This window comes from Aeromonas media (assembly GCF_020423125.1).
Classification (GTDB): Bacteria; Pseudomonadota; Gammaproteobacteria; order Enterobacterales; family Aeromonadaceae; genus Aeromonas; species Aeromonas media.
Map to the genome: position 1 here is coordinate 3,720,261 of NZ_CP075564.1, position 19,916 is coordinate 3,740,176.

At 62.6% G+C, this 19,916-nt stretch carries 18 protein-coding genes and 1 tRNA gene; 9 read left to right on the plus strand and 10 right to left on the minus strand.

What is annotated here, in order from left to right:
* The 3 genes from cysN to cysG form a co-directional block, all read right to left on the minus strand.
* The gene (gene cysN, locus KI797_RS17125) at positions 1-1,428 is read right to left on the minus strand and encodes a sulfate adenylyltransferase subunit CysN (RefSeq protein WP_005327676.1); all 1,428 of its coding nucleotides are present in this window, start codon (positions 1,426-1,428) and stop codon (positions 1-3) included.
* A gap of 11 nt (positions 1,429-1,439) precedes the next feature.
* On the minus strand, positions 1,440-2,348 hold the full coding sequence (gene cysD, locus KI797_RS17130; RefSeq protein ID WP_005327673.1) for a sulfate adenylyltransferase subunit CysD: 909 nt from the start codon (positions 2,346-2,348) through the stop codon (positions 1,440-1,442).
* Positions 2,349-2,452: 104 nt separating this feature from the next.
* Positions 2,453-3,883, minus strand: a complete 1,431-nt coding sequence (cysG, locus tag KI797_RS17135) for a siroheme synthase CysG (RefSeq protein WP_226170285.1) — start codon at positions 3,881-3,883, stop codon at positions 2,453-2,455.
* Positions 3,884-4,081: 198 nt separating this feature from the next.
* Here cysG and KI797_RS17140 point away from each other — a divergent pair, with 198 nt between their 5' ends.
* Positions 4,082-5,005 (plus strand): SPFH domain-containing protein, encoded by a 924-nt coding sequence (locus KI797_RS17140; protein ID WP_025328220.1) that lies wholly within the window; start codon positions 4,082-4,084, stop codon positions 5,003-5,005.
* On the plus strand, positions 5,002-5,457 hold the full coding sequence (locus KI797_RS17145; RefSeq protein WP_226170287.1) for an NfeD family protein: 456 nt from the start codon (positions 5,002-5,004) through the stop codon (positions 5,455-5,457). The genes KI797_RS17140 and KI797_RS17145 overlap by 4 nt, the downstream gene beginning before the upstream one ends.
* Before the next feature lie 81 nt (positions 5,458-5,538).
* Here the strand turns inward: KI797_RS17145 and KI797_RS17150 are convergent, their stop codons facing one another.
* From KI797_RS17150 to KI797_RS17160, 3 genes are all read right to left on the minus strand, one after another.
* A complete protein-coding gene (locus tag KI797_RS17150) occupies positions 5,539-5,772 on the minus strand; it encodes a hypothetical protein (protein ID WP_025328222.1) in 234 nt (77 codons plus the stop codon).
* 310 nt (positions 5,773-6,082) lie between these two features.
* Positions 6,083-7,132, minus strand: coding sequence for an oxidoreductase (locus tag KI797_RS17155; RefSeq protein ID WP_226170290.1), 1,050 nt, complete (start codon positions 7,130-7,132; stop codon positions 6,083-6,085).
* Positions 7,133-7,237: 105 nt separating this feature from the next.
* A complete protein-coding gene (locus KI797_RS17160; protein ID WP_226170292.1) occupies positions 7,238-8,401 on the minus strand; it encodes a multidrug effflux MFS transporter in 1,164 nt (387 codons plus the stop codon).
* A 237-nt stretch (positions 8,402-8,638) separates the two neighbouring features.
* Here KI797_RS17160 and rdgB point away from each other — a divergent pair, with 237 nt between their 5' ends.
* Together rdgB and hemW are read left to right on the plus strand one after the other, a co-directional pair.
* Positions 8,639-9,235, plus strand: a complete 597-nt coding sequence (gene rdgB, locus KI797_RS17165) for an RdgB/HAM1 family non-canonical purine NTP pyrophosphatase (RefSeq protein WP_042650100.1) — start codon at positions 8,639-8,641, stop codon at positions 9,233-9,235.
* Positions 9,236-9,333: 98 nt separating this feature from the next.
* Positions 9,334-10,479 (plus strand): radical SAM family heme chaperone HemW, encoded by a 1,146-nt coding sequence (gene hemW / locus KI797_RS17170; protein ID WP_226170295.1) that lies wholly within the window; start codon positions 9,334-9,336, stop codon positions 10,477-10,479.
* Between the two features lie 225 nt (positions 10,480-10,704).
* Here the strand turns inward: hemW and KI797_RS17175 are convergent, their stop codons facing one another.
* The 3 genes from KI797_RS17175 to zntR all read right to left on the minus strand — a co-directional run bounded on the left by KI797_RS17175 (position 10,705) and on the right by zntR (position 12,008).
* Entirely contained in the window at positions 10,705-10,923 is a 219-nt protein-coding gene (locus tag KI797_RS17175) for an alternative ribosome-rescue factor A (protein ID WP_005331127.1), read from the minus strand.
* A gap of 121 nt (positions 10,924-11,044) precedes the next feature.
* The gene (locus tag KI797_RS17180) at positions 11,045-11,581 is read right to left on the minus strand and encodes a dihydrofolate reductase family protein (protein WP_226170298.1); all 537 of its coding nucleotides are present in this window, start codon (positions 11,579-11,581) and stop codon (positions 11,045-11,047) included.
* Complete coding sequence (gene zntR, locus KI797_RS17185; protein ID WP_005331131.1) at positions 11,571-12,008, minus strand: Zn(2+)-responsive transcriptional regulator; 438 nt, start codon at positions 12,006-12,008, stop codon at positions 11,571-11,573. The genes KI797_RS17180 and zntR overlap by 11 nt, the downstream gene beginning before the upstream one ends.
* A 415-nt stretch (positions 12,009-12,423) precedes the next feature.
* Here zntR and purH point away from each other — a divergent pair, with 415 nt between their 5' ends.
* From purH to KI797_RS17210, 5 genes are all read left to right on the plus strand, one after another.
* Positions 12,424-14,016 carry a bifunctional phosphoribosylaminoimidazolecarboxamide formyltransferase/IMP cyclohydrolase gene (gene purH, locus KI797_RS17190; protein WP_226170301.1) on the plus strand — a complete coding sequence of 531 codons (1,593 nt, stop codon included), beginning with the start codon at positions 12,424-12,426 and terminating at the stop codon, positions 14,014-14,016.
* Between the two features lie 102 nt (positions 14,017-14,118).
* Positions 14,119-15,408, plus strand: a complete 1,290-nt coding sequence (gene purD / locus KI797_RS17195) for a phosphoribosylamine--glycine ligase (RefSeq protein ID WP_042650095.1) — start codon at positions 14,119-14,121, stop codon at positions 15,406-15,408.
* 359 nt (positions 15,409-15,767) lie between these two features.
* Positions 15,768-16,142, plus strand: coding sequence for a cytochrome b562 (locus KI797_RS17200; RefSeq protein WP_041205049.1), 375 nt, complete (start codon positions 15,768-15,770; stop codon positions 16,140-16,142).
* On the plus strand, positions 16,123-16,677 hold the full coding sequence (locus KI797_RS17205; protein WP_041205048.1) for a cytochrome b/b6 domain-containing protein: 555 nt from the start codon (positions 16,123-16,125) through the stop codon (positions 16,675-16,677). Before KI797_RS17200 ends, KI797_RS17205 begins: the two co-directional genes overlap by 20 nt.
* Before the next feature lie 287 nt (positions 16,678-16,964).
* On the plus strand, positions 16,965-19,541 hold the full coding sequence (locus KI797_RS17210) for an alpha amylase C-terminal domain-containing protein (protein WP_226170304.1): 2,577 nt from the start codon (positions 16,965-16,967) through the stop codon (positions 19,539-19,541).
* A gap of 244 nt (positions 19,542-19,785) precedes the next feature.
* Here KI797_RS17210 and KI797_RS17215 read toward each other — a convergent pair.
* Positions 19,786-19,862: transfer RNA gene (locus KI797_RS17215), tRNA-Ile, on the minus strand.
* Positions 19,863-19,916: the final 54 nt, after the last annotated feature.

Here is a 19,916-nt window from a genome sequence, read left to right on the forward strand (position 1 = left end):
TTACTCCTTGCCGGAATCGTTGCTGATGGTCAGCGCCTGCCAGTGGGGGAAGTGCTTGCGCACCAGGGCGTTGAGCTCCACTTCGAACTCGCTGTATTGCCCTTTCACTGCCTTGGCCGCCAGCCCTTCCACTATCATGCCCGCACCCACGGTGACGTTGGTCAGCCGATCGATCAGGATGAAGCTGCCGGTATCGCGGATCTCTTTGTAGGGGTCGAACGCCACCGGGTCGGTCAGGCTGAATTCGCACAGGCCGATCTCGTTGAGCTTGAGCTCGGAGGCGGGCAGCTCGTCCAGCTTGTTGATCTCGATGCGGTGGCGAATGGCCTCCACCTGGCCGCGGCTCTTCTTGGTGGCCAGCTTGACGTCATAGACCCGGCCCGGTTGCAGGGACTCTTCCCCCATCCAGACGATGTGAGCCAGCACGTTCTGAGTCACCTGTGGCTTTTTCGCCGCATCCACCAGCAGGTCGCCCCGGCTGATGTCGATCTCGTCCGCGAAGGTGACCGTGATGGCCTGACCCGGTAGGGCATATTCCAGATCCCCGTCGAAGGTGACGATGCGGGTCACGGTGCTCTCCTTGCCCGACGGCAGCACCGCCAGCCGGTCGCCAACCCGCAGGATGCCGGAGGCCAGGGTGCCCGCGAAGCCGCGAAAATCGAGGTTGGGGCGGTTCACGTACTGCACCGGCAGGCGCACCGGGTGACGCTCCAGCTCGCGCTCCACCTCGGCGCTCTCCAGCAGGGAGAGCAGGGTCTCGCCTTCGTACCAGGCCAGCTTGTCGCTCGGGTTCACCACGTTGTCACCGTCCAGAGCCGAGACCGGCACTATGTGGATGGTGTCGACGCTGAGCTTCCTGGCGAATTCACGGTACTCGGCACTGATGCGATCGAACACCTCCTGGCTGAACTCCACCAGATCCATCTTGTTGACCGCCACCACGAACTGCTTGATGCCGAGCAGGCTGGCGATAAAGCTGTGGCGACGGGTCTGATCCAGCACTCCCTTGCGGGCGTCGATCAATATGATGGCGAGATCGCAGGTGGAGGCGCCGGTGGCCATGTTGCGGGTGTACTGCTCGTGGCCCGGGGTGTCCGAGATGATGAACTTGCGCTTGGCGGTGGAGAAATAGCGGTAGGCCACATCAATGGTGATGCCCTGCTCGCGCTCCGCCTGCAGGCCGTCCACCAGCAGTGCCAGGTCCAGTTTCTCGCCTGTGGTGCCGAGCTTCTGGCTGTCGGACTCCAGCGCTTTCAACTGATCTTCATAGATCTGCTGGGAGTCGTGCAGCAGGCGGCCGATGAGAGTGCTCTTGCCGTCGTCCACGCTGCCGCAGGTGAGAAAGCGCAGCAGGCTCTTGTGCTGCTGGGCGTGCAGGTAGGCTTCAATGCCCTGTTCGCTGATGGCGGTCTGAATGTGGTTGTTCATGTTGCGATTCCTTAGAAATATCCCTGACGCTTCTTCTGCTCCATGGAGCCGGCCTGATCGTGGTCGATGAGCCGCCCTTGCCGCTCGCTCGAGGTGGTGATCAGCATCTCTTCGATGATCTCCGGCAGGGTGGTGGCATTGGAGTCGATGGCACCGGTCAGCGGGTAGCAACCCAGGGTGCGGAAGCGCACCAGCTCCTGCTTCACCTCGTCTTCCGGGCCTATGGGCATGCGCTCGTCATCCACCATGATCTTGATGCCATTGCGCTCAACGACCGGGCGATGGGCGGCAAAGTAGAGCGGCACAATGTCGATGTTCTCGAGGTAGATGTATTGCCAGATGTCGAGCTCGGTCCAGTTGGAGAGCGGGAACACCCGGATGCTCTCCCCCTTGTTGACCTGGCTGTTGTAGACGCGCCACAGCTCCGGGCGCTGGTTCTTCGGATCCCAGCGGTGGGACTTGTCGCGGAAGGAGTAGACCCGCTCCTTGGCACGGGACTTCTCCTCGTCGCGGCGGGCGCCGCCGAAGGCGGCATCGAAGCCGTATTTGTTGAGCGCCTGCTTGAGCCCCTCTGTCTTCATGATGTCGGTGTGCTTGCCGCTGCCGTGCACGAAGGGGTTGATGTCCATGGCCAGGCCGTCTGGGTTCTTGTGGACGATGAGATCCAGCCCGTACTTCTTGGCGGTCTCGTCCCGGAACTTGATCATCTCCTTGAACTTCCAGTTGGTGTCCACGTGCAGCAGCGGGAAGGGGATCTTGCCCGGATAGAAGGCCTTGCGGGCCAGGTGCAGCATGACGGAGGAGTCCTTGCCGATGGAGTACATCATCACCGGGTTCTCGAACTCGGCGGCCACCTCGCGGATGATGTGGATGCTCTCGGCTTCCAGCTGTTGCAAGTGGGTAAGTCTTTCACGGTCCATGTCTGGGTCCTCGGTTCATTGCTATCGCGCCTGCTCGGGGCGCAGTTCTGGTTCAGTTCGGTGCCGCCTTGGCCACACCGTCAAATCGGTTCGGGTCACAGCCCTCAGGCCAGGGTCACCAGCTTGAGTTCGTAGCGGCTCGCCTCTGTCTCGGCCTGTTCGCCACCCTGCTCGCCAAACCAGGCAAGTTGCTTGCGCAAGGCCACCACCTCGCCGATGACGATGAGGGACGGGCTCACCGCCTGCTGGGCCAGTTCGGCTAGTTCGTCCAGGGTGCCGGTCAGTACCCGCTGCCGCGCCGTGGTGCCCCGCTCGATGATGGCGATGGGGGTAGCGCTGCTTCGGCCATGGCTCACCAGCTGCTGCTGGATATGCTCGGAGCGCATCAGCCCCATGTAGATGACCAGGGTCTGGTTGGTGGCCGCGAGCTGCTGCCAATCGGGCTCCTTGCCCTCCTTCTGGCAGTGGCCGGTGATGAAGACGGCGCTCTGGGCATGGTCACGGTGAGTGAGCGGAATGCCCGCATAGGCGGTGGCACCGGCGGCAGCCGTGATGCCGGGCACCACGGAGAAGGGAATGCCCTCCTCTGCCAGCACTTCCAGCTCCTCGCCGCCGCGGCCGAACATGAAAGGATCCCCCCCCTTGAGCCGCACCACCCGGTTGCCCGCCCTGGCGTATTCCACCAGCAGGCGATTGGTCTCTTCCTGGGGCACGCTGTGGGCACCGGCCTTCTTGCCAACCGACAGCAGGGTGGCGTCGCGACGCACCAGATCCAGGATCTCCGGGGAGACCAACTGGTCATAGAGCACCACTTCGGCTTGCTGGATCTGTTGCAGCGCCTTGAGGGTCAGGAGGCCAGGATCCCCTGGGCCCGCCCCTACCAGCACCACCTCTCCCACTTCGGTTTGGGCCTTGTCCAGCCCCTCATTGAGCCAGTCCTCGGCCCCCTGCCAATCGGCTTTCTCGATCAGACCGGCGAGGGTGTTGGAGGCAAAGGCTCGCTCCCAGAAGCGGCGGCGATCGGAGAGAGAAGCGAGCACCCGCTTGGCCTTGACCCTCACCCGGCCCGAGAGTTCAGCCAGACCGCCCAGATGGCGGGGCAGCAGGCTCTCGAGCCGTTCGCGCAACAGGCGCACCAGCACGGGGGCCTTGCCACCGCTGGAGACGGCCACCATCAGGGGCGAACGGTCGATGATGGAGGGGAAGATAAAGCTGGAGCGCTCGGGATCGTCCACCACATTGACGAACAGACCGAGCTGGTTGGCGCTCTGATAAACGAGGGCATTGACCTCGAGATCGTCGGTCGCCGCCACCACCAGGATCTGGCCGGCCAGATGGGCAGGATCGAAGCGCGCCGCCACATGGGTGAAGCGACCGGCAAACTCATGGAATTCGGGCTCGAGCTCGGGAGAGACCAGGGTCAGCCGGGCACCTGCCGCCAGCAAAAGGCGCGCCTTGCGCAGGGCGACCTCGCCCCCGCCCACCAGCAATACCGGGCGGCCTTCCAACCTGGCAAACATAGGTAAATAATCCATCAGGGCCCACTCCTCGGCATACGACGACATCTGGGGCGACTATAGGCAGGAGTCCTTATCCCTCAAAATAATAAAAAATGCTCTTTAATGCGTTTTAGTAATTAGCAAAACCATGTCGTGGCAAAGGGGAGCGAATGTCCTTGTGGTGGTTCGCACCAGACTCTAGGCTAGTGAAAGTGTTTCATAAGGAGCTTTATCATGAATGAGTCATTGATTGTGCTGGGGATCTTCGTATTCCTGGTGCTGGCCACCCTGAGTGCGGGCATCAAGATAGTGCCCCAGGGTTTCAACTGGACTGTGGAGCGCTTCGGCCGCTACACCCGTACCCTCTCCCCCGGTCTCAACCTGCTGATCCCCTATGTGGACAGGGTCGGCCACAAGATCATCATGATGGAGCAGGTGCTGGACATTCCGGCCCAGGAGGTGATCTCCCGGGACAACGCCAACGTCACCATAGACGCCATCAGCTTCGTGCAGGTGGTGGATGCCCGCAAGGGAGCCTATGAGGTCAACGATCTCACCAGTGCCATCCGCAATCTCACCATGACCAACATGCGGACCGTGCTCGGCGCCATGGAGCTGGACGAGATGCTCTCCCAGCGCGACACCATCAACGAGAAGCTGCTGCGCACCATGGATGCCGCCACCGCCCCCTGGGGCATCAAGGTGACCCGGATCGAGATCAAGGATGTGCGCCCGCCGCTGGCGCTGGTGGAAGCCATGAACGCCCAGATGAAGGCCGAGCGGCAGAAACGGGCCGAAGTGCTGGAGGCCGAAGGGGTACGCCAGTCCAAGATCCTGAAAGCCGAAGGGGAGAAGCAGTCCCAAATCCTGAAAGCCGAGGGGGAACGTCAGGCCGCCTTCCTCGCCGCCGAGGCGCGGGAGCGTGCCGCCGAGGCGGAAGCCAAGGCGACCCATATGGTCTCAAAAGCCATAGCGGAAGGAGACATGCAGGCCATCAACTACTTCGTGGCCCAGAAATACACCGAGGCCCTGGCCCGCATCGGGGAAGGCCCCAACAGCAAGATCATCATGATGCCGCTGGAGGCAGGTAGCCTGATTGGCTCGGTGGCGGGCATGGCCGAGCTGTTCAACAAAGATGGCAAGGTCGGCAAGTCATGACAGCCCTGTTCGAGGGGCTGACCCACTGGCACTGGCTGGGGCTCGGCTTCGTGCTGCTGGCCATCGAGGTGCTGGGGTCGGTGGGGTTTCTGCTCTGGACTGGCATCGCCGCCCTGGAGGTGGGGATCTTGCTGCTGATCTGGCCCTTCGGCTGGCAGGCCCAGTTGTTGCTGTTCGCGGCTCAGTCCCTGGTGACCACCTGGGCCTGGTGGCGCTGGCAGCACAAGCGCGACCGCTCGAGCCGCGATGCGGCCGCCCCCATCAACGAGCGGATGCAGAGCTATCTGGGCCGGGAGCTGACCCTGCTGGATGAGGTGATCCAGGGGACCAGCCGGGTGCATCTGGATGACACCGTCTGGACGGTGCGCTGCAACCAGCCGCTGACGGCGGGCAGCAGAGTCCGAGTGACGGGATATGACTCCCATATCCTGCTGGTGGAGCCGCTACCCTGACCGGGGCATCTGCGCCCGCAGTGGCCATAAAAAAACGGGCCCGGCGTTACCGCCGGGCCCGTTTTTTTATGAGGTGCAGGCTTAGTTGGCCTTGGCATCGCTCACAGCAGCTTCTGCCTTGGTGGCCACGTCAGCAGCAGCCTTCTCGACGGTAGCAGACGCTTCGGAAGCGGCCTTCTCTACGGTAGAGGCAGCTTCGCTAACAGTTGCAGCAACGTCGGCGGCCGGAGTAGCGGCCGGAGCGGCGGCTTCTTCTTTCTGACCACAGGCGGTCAACATCAGACCCAGGATACCGGCTACCAGTACTTTGTTCATGTGCATACCCTCAAAAAAAGATGGAGAGATGGTGTCAATGACCATCACTGTGCGTCTTCGCTCCCGGTAAAAAAAACCAGCCACCGGGAGTCAGGAGGCGCGCGAAATATATCCCCATATGCGGCCAATGAAAACGCGTATCACAATGATATTTTCTCGTTGGCTAGATAAAAAGAACTACTGCAACGACAAATATTAATACAATACGCCTTTATTGACGCAAGACAGCACAATTAAACACCAACAAGAGGACGGTTGTCAGTCAATCGTTGCCATTTTGGTTGTCGTCACCCGTGACGGGAAAGAGTCCTCAGTCAGACAGCTTCTGACAGCTCAGCCGCCGCCCCTGGCTATCGCTCTCTCTGGCCAGATCCAGCAGTGCCATCACCGCCAGAGCCTCCACCGCAGGCACCGGATTGCCGGCTTCCCCCCTGATGGCGGCGCAGACACCGCGGTAGTAGGCACCATAATCCCCGGCCTCCCCGCTCACCGCCTGCACCCGGGACTGTCCCTCCACCATGCGGCTGAGCTGGCCGGGCTCAGGATCCAGGCCCCAGTTCGCCGCAGGCGGGCGCAGACCGAGCTTGAGCTGCTCCTCCTGCACATCCATGCCGAACTTGATGAAGGATCCTTCGCTGCCATGAATGACGAAGCGCGGCATGATGGCAGAGACCAGGCAACTGCCGTGCAGCACGACCCTCATTTCGCCATAGCCCAACACCACGTGGAAGTAGTCATCGCTCAGGGCGCCGGGGCGCTGGGCGGCCAAATCAGCCTGGATCCAGTCCGGCTGACCGAACAGCTGCAGCGACTGATCGAGGATGTGGGGACCGAGATCGAACCAGAGCCCGGAACCCGGGCCGCCCGCCTCGCGCCAGCGTTGACGCACCTCGGGGCGGTAACGATCGAAGTGGGATTCAAACTGGGCGATCTTGCCCAGCGCTCCTTCTGCCAGCAGGCGGCGTACCGTGAGGAAGTCCCCGTCCCAGCGCCGGTTGTGGAAGATGCTGAGCAGCCGCTGCTGCTTCTCGGCCAGCTCGACGAGCGCCTCGGCTTCGACCAGATCCAGCGCGAACGGCTTGTCGATCACCACGTGCTTGCCCGCGAGCAACGCCTGACGAGCGATGGGGGCATGGGTGTCGTTGGGTGTCGCTATCACCACCAGATCGACCGTGCTGTCGGCCAGCACCTCGTCCAGCGAGCCGACGCGGCAGCCGGGCAGCTCGGCCTGTACCTTGGCGGCATCCCGACTCACCACCCAGCGCAAGGCAAGCCCGGGAGTGCTGGTCAGGAAGGGGGCGTGGAAGGTCTGGCCTGCAAAGCCATAGCCCACCAGGGCGGCGTTGATTGTCTGACTCATGGGATTCTCCGCTGAACTGTCCAATATGATAGGCACCTGGCAACTGCGCGCCCAAAAAAGCAAGGGGGCCAGAAGCCCCCGCTTGCGCTCATCAGAGCACAGGATTTATTGCAAACACAAGCGGCGTCCCTGCCGTGTCATCAGCATCAGCAAGGGGGGCAACAGTAGCCACATGTGCAGCGCCAGCTGGCTCAGGGGATCCGGCATCAACCATCCGGTGATCCCCACCAGGGCGCCTGAGCCGCTCATCTGGAACAGGCCGAGCAGGGCGGCGGCGGTACCGGCGCAGTGACCGAAGGGGGCCAGCGCCATACCGGCCGAGGCCCCAAGTATCATGGCAAAGCCGATGCTGGAGAGGAACACGGGCCCCATCATCGCCAGCGGGTGCGCCAGGTACATGGTCAGCGTCAGCAGGATGGCCGACAGCAGCAATACCAGCAGGCCGATGCGCAGGGTGCGTCTCGGTCCCACCCTGGCGATGAAGCGCGGCGCCAGGAAGCAGGCCAGGATGTTGAGCGCCGCATTGGCGGTGAACCAGTAGCTGAACCCGTTCATGTCCAGACCCAGCTTCACCATCAGCTGTACCGGCGCCGCCGTGACATAGGCCAGGATCACCGCCATCGCCAGCATGCAGAGCGCCGCGTTGAACAGGAAGCTCGGGGAGCGTAGCACAGGGCTGTAACGGGACCAGCTGATGAGCGGGCCGCTGCTGCTGGTCTCCTCTGGACGGGTCTCCGGCATCCGCCACAGCAGCCAGCTGCCTACCACAACGGCATAACCCGCCATAAACCAGAAGTTCGCCGACCAGCCCGCCTTGGCGGTGAGCCAGCCACCGAGCAGGGGCGCCAGGGCGGGAATGAAGCAGATGGCGCCGTTCAGGTAGGAGATCATCTGGCCGCTCTTCTTGGGGCCATAGCTGTCACGCACCACCGAGAAGGCGGCCACCGAGGTGGCACAGGCACCGAAGCCCTGCAGCACCCGCGCCAACATCAGCTCACCCAGGCTGGCGGCAAAACCGGCTGCCAGGGCGCTCAGCCCGTAGAGCAGCCCCCCCCCCAACGCGATGGGTTTGCGGCCATAGCGGTCGGCGAGCGGCCCCACCAGCAGTTGGCCCAATCCCATGCTGAACAGGAACCAGGTGATGGTGCCCTGCATCAGGGTCACCTCGGCTCCCAGTTGCTCGGCCATCTGCGGGATGGCAGGCAGATAGATGTCGATGGCCAGCGGGCTGAACAGCACCAGGAGTACAAGCAGAAGAATCAATGGCATCAGTCACCTCAAGGCCTAGGGGGAAAATCGATTGGGGCGCGAGTCTACTGACTCACAGTAATGAATTGAAATGGTATTTAATCACTTTGGTTATTCCTTCCGGGAAACATGTATCCATTCTACCTCTCAGGGGGTGGAACCCGGATCGTCCGTCGGCACCGGATCCCGGGCAATTGGCGCTTTTACTAAACCCCTGCCCCGCATAGAATGCGCAGATTATTTTTGCGGAGGTGTGTGATGAACAAGCTTGTCCTGGCAACAGGGAACCAGAAAAAGGTGAAGGAATTGGCCGCCATGCTGGCCGATATGAAGATCCAGGTGATCCCACAGAGCGAGTTTGCGGTCTCCGATGCCGACGAGACCGGCACCACCTTCGTCGAAAATGCCATCATCAAGGCACGCCACGCCGCCCGCATCACAGGCCTGCCCGCCGTCGCTGACGACTCAGGCCTCGAAGTAGACCTGCTGCACGGTCGCCCCGGCGTCTACTCCGCCCGTTTTGCCGGTGCCGGTGCCAGCGACAAGGAGAACATCGACAAGCTGCTGGCCGAGCTGCAAGGCGCCCCCGACTACCTCAAGAGCGCCCGCTTCTGGTGCGTGCTGGTCTACATGCGCCACGCCGACGATCCCACCCCCATCATCTGCCAGGCGAGCTGGGAGGGGATGATCATCGACGAACCCCGCGGCCAGCATGGCTTTGGCTATGACCCCGTGTTCTTCGTCCCCGACCACGACTGCACCTCGGCCCAAATGCCGGCAGAGCTCAAGAACCAGCTCAGCCATCGCGGCCAGGCCCTGGTCAAGCTCAAGGCGGCGCTAGCCGCGGCGCACTGAGACCCGACCGGGCGCCGGGATACGCCGGCACGCATTTCATCTACAATGGGGGCCACCCGACCGGCCCCCATTTTGATTTTTTGAATACTGGAAACACCATGCTGCAACTGCCGCCCCTCTCCCTCTATATCCATGTGCCCTGGTGCGTCCAGAAGTGCCCCTACTGCGACTTCAACTCTCACGCCCAGAAGGGGGAGCTGCCCCACCTCGAGTACGTGGCCGCCCTGCTGGAGGATCTGGATAAGGATCTGCACTGGGCCCAGGGGCGTCCCCTCTCCTCCATCTTCATCGGCGGTGGTACGCCGAGTCTGCTCTCCGTGGAAGCCATGCAAGCGCTGCTGGACGGGGTGCGCGCACGCATCGCCCTGACCCCGGATTGCGAGATCACCATGGAGGCCAACCCGGGCACGGTGGAGGCGTACAAGTTCGCCGGCTTCCAGCAGGCAGGCATCAACCGCATCTCCATCGGGGTGCAGAGCTTCCAGCAGGAAAAATTGACCCGCCTCGGCCGCATTCACGGCCCGGAAGAGGCGCGCAAGGCAGCTGAGCTGGCCCACGCCATCAAGTTGCCCACCTTCAACCTGGATCTGATGCACGGCCTGCCGGATCAGAGCCTGGAGGACGCCCTCTATGATCTGCAGCAGGCCATCGACTGCGCGCCGCCGCACCTCTCCTGGTATCAGCTCACCATAGAGCCGAACACGGCGTTCGCCTCCAAGCCCCCCAAGCTGCCGGAGGACGACACCCTGTGGGACATCTACGAGCAGGGTCACGCCATGCTCACCGCCCGGGGTTATCAGCAGTACGAGATCTCGGCCTACGCCAAGGCGGGCTATCAGTGTCGCCACAACCTCAACTACTGGCGCTTTGGTGACTATCTGGGCATCGGCTGCGGCGCCCACGGCAAGGTGACGGATCTCGCGAACCAGCAGATCCTGCGCACCGCCAAGGTGAAGCACCCCAAGGGGTATCTGGCCCCTGCCCGCCCCTATCTGGACAGCCAGTGGACGGTGACCGAGGACGATCTGCCGCTGGAGTACTTCATGAACCGCTTCCGGCTGTTCGAGCCCGCCCCCAAGGCGGAGTTCGAGGCCTATACCGGGCTGCCGCTGGAGCGGGTGGAGACTATGCTGGCCATCGCCCAGACCAAGGAGCTTATCGAGGATCTCGGCGACAGCTGGCAGTTGACGTCCCTCGGCCATCGCTACCTGAACGTACTGCTCGAGCTCTTTATGGACGAATGAGGTAACCGCCTTTAACCAGATGGAACACAAGCGGGGCGCCATGAGCGCCCCGCTTGTTTTGGTTCCAAGAACCTGTTCACGGTCTGTCGCGAGAGGCTGTCAGCAAGGTGAAGAGCAGCGCAGGAACCGGAGTGTGTAAGTACACATGAGGATTCCGAGCAGCACATGAGCCTTGATCACGGCCTCGCAGCAAGATCGTGGACAGGTTCCAAAGCAGAAACCCGCTCAGCAGCAGATGCACACCATCTGCTGTTGACCGGGCTCCCACCGCTTGCCGTGCTTGGCCTTGCGCTGGTAGCTGCCCTTGCCCTTCTTGCTTGGCTCGACCCTGGCCTGAAACAGGGTTGAGGTCACCAATGCCTTGAGGTGGTTGTCCTGGATGACCCCGCGCTGATGATCGTGGACGGGTTCAGTGGTGGCGAGGGCCACCTTCTTCTTGGCCATGCTGGCTCCTTTGCAGTGATGGTGATGAATGGCACTTTGCCGAACGAGAGGCCGGGGCGGCAGCTCAGGACGGCGAAAAAACGCACCGATTGTGCGCCTCTTGCCGCCCGCCTGCAAGGGCTCAGGCCGGGTGATAGACCACCCGTACCAGGCCGCTCGGCAGCACTGTGCTGGACACAGGCACCAGGCGCCCGGGCAGGGCGCCGGCAAACAGGGAAACGCCGCGTCCCAGGGTGACTGGCACCCAGAACAGAATCAGCTCGTCCACCAGCCCGGCCTGCAGGCCCTGCCTCACGACCTCGCCACCATCCAGATAGATGTGGCGCGCCCCCTCCTGCCACAACTCCCCGAGCACCTGCGCCAGCGCCCCCTGCCGAAAGGAGACGTGAGGCCGAGGCTCGGCGGGCCTGTGGGTCAACACCACCACGGGTTTGTCGCCGTAGGGCCACTCGGGGAAGGTGCGCACTATGTCATAGCTGTTACGCCCCATCAGCAGCAGATCGGTGCTGGCCATCAGGGCGCTGTAGCCGGTCTCCTCCTGGGAGTCGCCGTTATAGGGATCCAGCCAGGCAAGATCGTTCCCCTCCCCCGCGATAAAGCCGTCGAGGGAGAGGGCAAGGAAGGCAGAGATCCGGGGGCGATGATGTTCAGTGTTCATGGTCGTGATGCTCGTGACGGGAAGGGGCGCCGGATTCCAGGGTTTCCAGGATGGCGCAGTGCTCCGCCGAGCGCGGGCCGCCGCAGCAGATGTCGGAGAGCGACTTCAGGTTCTCGCGAAAACGGGTCAGCTCCACTATCTTCTGCTCCACCTGTTCAAGCTTGGCATCGGCCACCGCCTTCACCTCCTGACAGGTCACCCGCGCCTTGTTGGTGTCGAGCGAGAGCAGTTCACCGATATCCGCCAGGGAGAAGCCCACCGACTTGGCGCGGATGATGAACTCCAGCCGCCGCCTGTCCTGCTCGCCGTAGAGGCGATAGCCCGACTCGTTGCGGATCCCCGGCGAGATGAGTCCGTTCTTCTCGTAAAAGCGCAGGGTGTCCGCCTTCACCCCGCACGCCTTGGCCAGTTCCCCGATCCGATACATCCTTCCTCTCCCGCCAGACATGGTACTCAATATAAACCGGCTTCCACTATCGCCCCTTTGCCCGGCGATTGCCAGCCAAAGGCAGGAAAGCAGTAGACAACCCGGGCCATCCCGACCCTTTACCCTCAAAACACTGAAAAGACAAACGTTTCGCAAAAATCCACCAGAAAACGTTTAACACCGCACCACACAAGGCTTTGTCTCTTTAAAAAATCCACCACAGCTCACATTTTTTGTGTAGAATACGCGCCCACAAGAGAGCGTCGCGTCAAGCGGGCATTTCCTAAAACGCTTTTGCCGGCTCGCCGGGCGAGAGTGGTTTGCGAAATCCCCCACTTCCATTTATTTGGGGACTCTCTGTGTTGAGCCTCGCCTCCCATGGAACGGTCCCCGTTATGCTGAGGACGATAGTGTGATGGAACAAGCTCGACCCATTCGCCGTGCGCTGCTGAGTGTGTCTGACAAGACTGGCATCCTGGAATTTGCCAAGGCACTCAACGAGCGTGGCGTGGCCCTGCTCTCCACCGGTGGTACCGCCAAGCTGCTGGCCGACGCGGGCCTGCCGGTGACCGAGGTCTCCGACTACACCGGCTTCCCCGAGATGATGGATGGCCGGGTCAAGACCCTGCATCCCAAGGTACACGGTGGCATCCTCGGCCGCCGCGACCGGGATGACGCCATCATGGCCCAGCACGCTATCTCCCCCATCGACATGGTCGTCGTCAACCTCTATCCCTTCGCCGCCACCGTGGCCAAGCCAGGTTGCACCCTGGAAGACGCCGTCGAGAACATCGACATCGGCGGCCCGACCATGGTTCGTTCCGCCGCCAAGAACCACAAGGACGTCACCATCGTCGTCAAGGCGGCCGATTACGGCCGGGTGATCGCCGAGATGGATGGCAACGGCAACAGCCTGACCCTGGCTACCCGCTTCGATCTGGCCATCGCGGCCTTCGAGCACACCGCCGCCTACGATGGCATGATCGCCAACTACTTCGGCACCCTGGTCCCCTCCTACGGTGACAACAAGGAGGGTGACGCCGAGTCCCGCTTCCCGCGCACCTTCAACGCCCAGTTCATCAAGAAGCAGGACATGCGCTACGGCGAGAACAGCCACCAGGCTGCCGCCTTCTACGCCGAAGAGCAGGCCGCACCGGGCTCGGTGGCAAGCGCCGTCCAGCTGCAGGGCAAGGCACTCTCCTACAACAACATCGCCGACACAGACGCGGCGCTGGAGTGCGTGAAGGAGTTCGCCGAGCCGGCCTGCGTCATCGTCAAGCACGCCAACCCCTGTGGCGTCGCCATCGGTGAGGATCTGCTGGGTGCCTACGATCGCGCCTACCAGACCGACCCCACCTCCGCCTTTGGCGGCATCATCGCCTTCAACCGCGAGCTGGATGGTGCCACCGCGGCGGCCATCGTTGCCCGTCAGTTCGTCGAGGTGATCATCGCCCCCAGCATCAGCCAGGCGGCCCGCGAGGCGGTGGCAGCCAAGCAGAACGTGCGTCTGCTGGAATGCGGCCAGTGGACTGCCCCGGCCCAGGGCTTTGACCTCAAACGCGTCAACGGCGGCCTGCTGGTGCAGGAGCGGGATCACGGCATGGTCACCCTGGGGGATCTGACCGTGGTCAGCCAACGCCAGCCGACCGAGGCTGAACTCAAAGACCTGCTGTTCTGCTGGAAGGTCGCCAAGTTCGTCAAGTCCAACGCCATCGTCTATGCCAAAGACGGCCAGACCATAGGCGTGGGTGCCGGCCAGATGAGCCGGGTCTACTCCGCCAAGATCGCCGGCATCAAGGCCGAAGATGAAGGGCTGACCGTCGCGGGCTCCGTCATGGCCTCCGACGCCTTCTTCCCGTTCCGCGACGGTATCGATGCCGCCGCTGCCGCAGGCATCTCCTGCGTCATCCAGCCAGGTGGCTCCATGCGTGACAACGAGGTGATCGAGGCCGCCAACGAGCACGGCATGTGCATGGTGTTCACCAACATGCGCCATTTCCGTCACTGATGAGTCAGGGCCGCCACTGGCGGCCCTTTTGTTGTCTCTTTTCAACTGACTATTTTCAACCGCAGCCCCAGGCGGTTATCACAAATAGAAGCGAGCGATACGATGAAAGTACTGATCATTGGCAACGGCGGCCGTGAGCACGCCCTGGCCTGGAAAGCCAAGCAATCCCCCATGGTGACCCGGGTGTTCGTCGCCCCCGGCAATGCCGGCACCGCCCACGAGGGCAGCATAGAGAACGTCGCCATCGAGGCGACCGACATCCAGGGCCTGCTGGCCTTCGCCAAGGCCCAGCAGATCGGTCTCACCATCGTCGGGCCGGAAGCGCCCCTGGTGAAAGGGGTGGTGGATGCCTTCCGTGCCGAAGGGCTCGCCATCTTCGGCCCGACCGCCGCCGCCGCCCAGCTGGAGGGCTCCAAGGCCTTCGCGAAGGACTTCCTGGCGCGCCACGCCATCCCCACCGCCGAATACCAGAACTTCACCGAGGTGGAGCCCGCTCTTGCCTACCTGCGCGAGAAGGGTGCCCCCATCGTCATCAAGGCTGACGGTCTGGCGGCAGGCAAGGGCGTCATCGTCGCCATGGAGCTCGAAGAGGCGGAAGCGGCAGTGCGCGACATGCTCTCCGGCAATGCCTTCGGTGACGCAGGTGCCCGTGTGGTGATCGAGGAGTTCCTGGACGGGGAAGAGGCGAGTTTCATCGTCATGGTGGACGGCGAGCACGTGCTGCCCATGGCCACCAGCCAGGATCACAAGCGGGTCGGCGACGGCGACACCGGCCTCAACACCGGCGGCATGGGGGCCTACTCCCCGGCGCCCGTAGTGACAGATGCGGTGCATCAAAAAGTGATGGAGCAGGTGATCATGCCGACAGTGCGCGGCATGGCGGCCGAGGGCAACGTCTACACCGGCTTCCTCTACGCCGGCCTGATGATCGATACCCAGGGCAACCCCAAGGTGATCGAGTTCAACTGCCGCTTCGGCGACCCCGAGACCCAGCCCATCATGCTGCGCATGCGCTCCGATCTGGTGGAGCTGTGCCTGGCCGCCTGTGCCGGCAAGCTGGATCAGGTCGAAGCCATCTATGATCCCCGCGTCGCCATCGGCGTGGTGCTGGCGGCGGGTGGTTACCCCGGTGACTACCAGCAGGGCAAGCCCATCAGCGGCCTGCCGGTGGAAGAGGCGAGCGGCGAGAAAGTATTCCATGCCGGCTCCCAGCTGGCAGGAGACACCATAGTCACCGCCGGTGGTCGCGTGCTGTGCGCCACCGCGCTGGGCCACACCGTCGCCGAGGCGCAGCAACGCGCCTACCAGCTGGCGGGTCGCATTCAGTGGGACGGTGTCTTCTACCGCAAGGACATCGGCTGGCGCGCCATCGAACGCGAGCAAGCCAAGTAAAGGCTGCCTCTCCACACCGAACACAAGGGCCTGCGGGCCCTTTTTGCTGCCCGGGCCACCGGGAACCGCCCTGCCGGCACCAGACTTACCCCCAAGCCCGGCATGGTAGTGGCAGGTGGCATCCATCCCCTTCGCACCTCTCGCCGCCTCGGGCCCACGGCCCCGGGTTGCCGCCCTGTTTCCGCCCCCGGCTCATCTCCTTCTGACTACATATGTACAGCACAATGCACACATTTCGTCACAATTGGTCGCACTTTCCCCATACAATTGCCCCGCTTTCATGGCATCATGCTGTATGATACCGCACTCAAATGAGTGCCATAAGAACCTGCAATCTCGTCGTCTCATAAGGAAATCCCATGTTGAAAACTGTACGTCCCCTGCTGCTGCCCCTGATGTTTGGTCTGATGACCCTGCCCGCCATGGCTGGCGATCTGGAGCAGCCGATGAAGAAGATCGGCTTCAACTACAAGCAGGCCGTCAAGGCAGATGATGCGGCCACCATGGAGAAGCACATCAAGGAGATGAAGGCTCAGCTCGATGTGGCCAAGGAGAGAAACATGCCGACCGCCAAGAAGGAGAAGTTCCTCGAGGGCATGAACAAGGTGCAGAGCGAGCTGGATGCCAGCCTGGCGGCCCTGCAGGCCGGTGATCAGGAGAAGGCCCAGGCCCACCTGGCCAAGGTCAATGACCTGAAGAAGGAGTACCACCAATATGCCAAGCAGAAAGGCTGACCCCTTCCACTGGGATGGTCTGGTCCGCCTCACCCATTGGGGGGTGGCGGCAGTCTGCATCGGCAACCTCTGGCTCAACGAGGCGGGTGAGGAGTGGCATGAATGGCTGGGCTATGGCGCCATGGCCCTGATCGGGTTGCGCCTGCTGTGGGGGCTTACCCTGGCTCGAGGCCATGCCCGCCTGCGCGCCCTCATCCCGAGCCGGGACGATTTCCGCCAGCAGGCCGTGGCGCTACGCGAGCGCGCCCCTGCGGCGCCCGGCCATCACGGCAGCGGCAAGCTGGCGGTCTGGGTACTCTGGCTGCTCGTCCTGGCCACCGCCGGTAGCGGCTGGTTCCAGAACACCGAGACCGGCTTCGAGCTGGGGGCGGACGACTGGCACGAGTGGTGCACCTGGGCCCTGCAGGCCATGATAGCCCTACACCTGTGCGCCATCGTCTACACCTCCTGGCGCCAGCGCAGCAACCTGGTGACCCGCATGCTGCCCCGCCGTCGGCGCCAGGTATCGCAGCACCAGCAGGAGCCCCATTTCTGAACCAGACGGGCATCATTGTGCCCGTCTTTCCTTACCCGCTCATCCGTCTGCAGACCGCCCCTTTCCGGTGGCCACAGTTGCTCTAGCCCCTCATCGGCCACGACGCTTCCCCTCTTGCCCCCCGCTGTCATGAAAGCATTTTCATTCACAATTCTTAACTAATCTCCGCTGTTCGATTTTCAATCGCCTCGATTTCATGAATGCTACAGAGCCGAACGAGGTTGTTTGTGGTCCGTTCGAAATAAAGACAGTGACACGTCAATTACAAGATCGAAGGGAAAATCGTCATGCACAACACAGTGTTTCGAACCGCCATGCTCGCCGCGGTGCTGGGCTCTTTCAGCCACACAGCCGCCGCCGAAGGGGTCATGGTCCATCTGTTCCAATGGAAGTTCAACGACATCGCCACCGAGTGCGAGACCGTGCTCGGTCCCAAGGGGTTCGGCGGTGTCCAGATCACCCCCCCCGCCGAACACAAGCAGGGGAGCCAAGTCTGGTGGACCGTCTATCAGCCCGTCAGCTTCAAGAACTTCAACAGCTTCGGCGGCAGTGAGGCGGAACTCAGGAGCATGATCGCCCGCTGCAACGCCGTCGGGGTCAAGGTCTACGCCGATGCCGTCTTCAACCAGCTTGCCTCGGGCACCGGGACCGCCACCGGCGGCGGCAGCTACAACTCGGGGCAATATCAGTATCCCCAGTTCGGCTACAACGACTTCCACCACAGCGGCGACATCACCAACTACGGCGACAGCAACAACGTCTGGAACGGCGCCCTCTACGGCATGCCGGATCTCAACACCGGCTCGCCCTACGTGCAGGATCAGATCGCCACCTACATGAAGACCCTGCTTGGCTGGGGCGTGGCGGGCTTTCGTATCGATGCGGCCAAACACATGGCCCCGAGCGAGGTGAAGGCCATCCTCGACAAGGCAGGCAGCCCCAAGGCCTACCTGGAGGTGATCGGCGCAGGCGGAGAGTCCCCCGACATCCAACCGGGCCGCTACACCTACATCGACACCGTCACCGACTTCAAATACGGCACGGATCTGGCCGCCAACTTCAACAGCCAGATCAAGAATCTCAAGACGCTCGGCGAGAGCTGGGGTCTGCTCCCCTCCAACAAGGCCTTCGTCTTCGTGGTCAACCACGACCGCGAACGTGGCCACGGTGGCGGCGGCATGCTCACCTTCATGAGCGGCGCCCGCTACGATCTGGCCAACACCTTCATGATGGCCTGGCCCTATGGCTGGAAGCAGGTGATGTCGGGCTACCGCTTCGAAAACATGGGCACCTATGAAACCGACAAGGGGGCACCGGGCAGCACGCCCTGCACCGATGGCCAATGGAACTGCGAACAACGTCGCCCGACCATCATGAACATGGCCCTGTTCCACAACAGGACCGAAGGCCAGCCAGTCAGCAACTGGTGGGATAACGGCAACAACCAGATAGCCTTCAGTCGGGGAGACAAGGGCTTTGTCGCCATCAACAACGAGAGCGGCAGCCTGATAGCCTCGGTGCAGACCGGCCTGCCAGCGGGCGAGTACTGCAACCTCCTCGGCGGCAATGACTACTGCAGCGGCGGCTATGTCACCGTCGACGGCAGCGGCAAGGCCAGCCTGAACGTGCCCGGCATGAAGGCGGCCGCCATCATTGCCGGTTGCACCAAGGCCAGCCCCTGCGGTGGTTCTGCACTGCCGGGCAACAAGTTCAGCAGCATGAACCTGCGCGGCACCCCCAACGCCTGGGGCAACACCCCCATGACAGTCGATGCCAACCGTGTCTGGTCCGCCACCCTCACCCTGACCGGCAACGGTGACGCAACCGGTGCCCAACGCTTCAAGTTCGACGTCTTCGGCAACTGGGCCGAGAACTACGGCGACAACGAAGGGGACGGCATCGCCGACAAGGGCAGCAGCAAGGATATCCAGGTCAGCGGGGCGGGCACCTACCGCATCACCCTGAGCGAAGGCGACCTGCGCTATACGATCACTCCCCTCACCAGCAACCAGGCACCGGTCGCCGCCCTCTCGCCCAAGAACCTCAGCATCAAGACGGGGGAAAGCGTGGTGTTCGATGGCTCCGCCTCCACCGATGATGAAGGTGTGGCGAGCTACAGCTGGTCCACCGGCGGCAGCGCCCCTACTGAAACCGTCCAGTTCGATACCCCGGGCACCCATACCGTCACCCTGACGGTCACCGATGCCGAAGGGCTGACCGCCAGTGCCAACGCCACGGTGACAGTCACCGACAGCAACGGTGCCTACAACAGCGTGCTACCCACCCTGCACCTGCGCGGCACCCCCAATGCCTGGGGATCCCTTGCCATGACGCTGGTTGCCGACAATCAGTGGGAGGCAATACTCACCTTCGACGGCCAGGCCAACCAGCGCTTCAAGTTCGACGTCAAGGGAGACTGGACCCAGAACTACGGTGACACCAACAAGGATGGCGTAGCCGAACAGGGGGGCGCCGACATACTGACCCAGGTCACTGGCCAGTATCGGGTGCGCTTCAACGACCAGACCCTGCAATACAGCCTGACCCCGGTCAGCGTCGGCTATGCCAGGAATGTCGTCAGCCTGAATATCCGTGGCACCACCAATGGCTGGGGCACCACCCCCATGACGCTGGTGAGCGATCACCTCTGGCAGGCCAACGTCAATTTCACCGGGACCGGTGATGCCAGCGGCGGCCAGCGCTTCAAGTTCGACGTCAAGGGTGACTGGACCCAGAACTACGGCGACACCAACAAGGACGGCGTGGCCGAGCTGGCCGGGACAGACATCACCACGGCAGTAATCGGTGCCTATGTGGTGCGCTTCAACGACCAGACTCTGACCTACAGCCTGAGCGCCCAGTAAGCCTGAACACTAGCCCCAGGCTTTCACACTCTCGGGCACTGAAACAGGCCTCCTGCCATATCGGCGGGAGGCTTTTTCGTATGGCGGGCCCCCACTTGCCGACGGGCAGGCATACTGCGTCTTCATCCCCCGAGACGCGCCTCCCCTATCGGCGCGCATGGCGCCCTATGGCTAGGATCTGGACCGGCGCTGGTGAGCGCCAGAAACGACAAAGCCGCTCACGAAGAGCGGCTTTGTCTGAATGTGGTGGCCCCTGCCCGACTTGAACGGGCGACCAATCGATTATGAGTCGACTGCTCTAACCAACTGAGCTAAGGGGCCATGATGTTGGTTTTGCGGCGTGGATTATAGGGGATGCAGGATAAGCCGTCCATA

What these genes read in the sequence shown, in the direction of transcription:
- hemW (WP_226170295.1), top strand. Translation starts at nt 9,334, where the DNA reads ATGCTGCAACTGCCGCCCCTCTCCCTCTATATCCATGTGCCCTGGTGC.
- rdgB (WP_042650100.1), top strand. Translation starts at nt 8,639, where the DNA reads ATGAACAAGCTTGTCCTGGCAACAGGGAACCAGAAAAAGGTGAAGGAA.
- KI797_RS17150 (WP_025328222.1), bottom strand. Translation starts at nt 5,772, where the DNA reads ATGAACAAAGTACTGGTAGCCGGTATCCTGGGTCTGATGTTGACCGCC.
- KI797_RS17145 (WP_226170287.1), top strand. Translation starts at nt 5,002, where the DNA reads ATGACAGCCCTGTTCGAGGGGCTGACCCACTGGCACTGGCTGGGGCTC.
- zntR (WP_005331131.1), bottom strand. Translation starts at nt 12,008, where the DNA reads ATGTATCGGATCGGGGAACTGGCCAAGGCGTGCGGGGTGAAGGCGGAC.
- cysG (WP_226170285.1), bottom strand. Translation starts at nt 3,883, where the DNA reads ATGGATTATTTACCTATGTTTGCCAGGTTGGAAGGCCGCCCGGTATTG.
- KI797_RS17140 (WP_025328220.1), top strand. Translation starts at nt 4,082, where the DNA reads ATGAATGAGTCATTGATTGTGCTGGGGATCTTCGTATTCCTGGTGCTG.
- purH (WP_226170301.1), top strand. Translation starts at nt 12,424, where the DNA reads ATGGAACAAGCTCGACCCATTCGCCGTGCGCTGCTGAGTGTGTCTGAC.
- cysN (WP_005327676.1), bottom strand. Translation starts at nt 1,428, where the DNA reads ATGAACAACCACATTCAGACCGCCATCAGCGAACAGGGCATTGAAGCC.
- KI797_RS17210 (WP_226170304.1), top strand. Translation starts at nt 16,965, where the DNA reads ATGCACAACACAGTGTTTCGAACCGCCATGCTCGCCGCGGTGCTGGGC.
- KI797_RS17205 (WP_041205048.1), top strand. Translation starts at nt 16,123, where the DNA reads ATGCCAAGCAGAAAGGCTGACCCCTTCCACTGGGATGGTCTGGTCCGC.
- KI797_RS17200 (WP_041205049.1), top strand. Translation starts at nt 15,768, where the DNA reads ATGTTGAAAACTGTACGTCCCCTGCTGCTGCCCCTGATGTTTGGTCTG.
- cysD (WP_005327673.1), bottom strand. Translation starts at nt 2,348, where the DNA reads ATGGACCGTGAAAGACTTACCCACTTGCAACAGCTGGAAGCCGAGAGC.
- KI797_RS17155 (WP_226170290.1), bottom strand. Translation starts at nt 7,132, where the DNA reads ATGAGTCAGACAATCAACGCCGCCCTGGTGGGCTATGGCTTTGCAGGC.
- purD (WP_042650095.1), top strand. Translation starts at nt 14,119, where the DNA reads ATGAAAGTACTGATCATTGGCAACGGCGGCCGTGAGCACGCCCTGGCC.
- KI797_RS17175 (WP_005331127.1), bottom strand. Translation starts at nt 10,923, where the DNA reads ATGGCCAAGAAGAAGGTGGCCCTCGCCACCACTGAACCCGTCCACGAT.
- KI797_RS17180 (WP_226170298.1), bottom strand. Translation starts at nt 11,581, where the DNA reads ATGAACACTGAACATCATCGCCCCCGGATCTCTGCCTTCCTTGCCCTC.
- KI797_RS17160 (WP_226170292.1), bottom strand. Translation starts at nt 8,401, where the DNA reads ATGCCATTGATTCTTCTGCTTGTACTCCTGGTGCTGTTCAGCCCGCTG.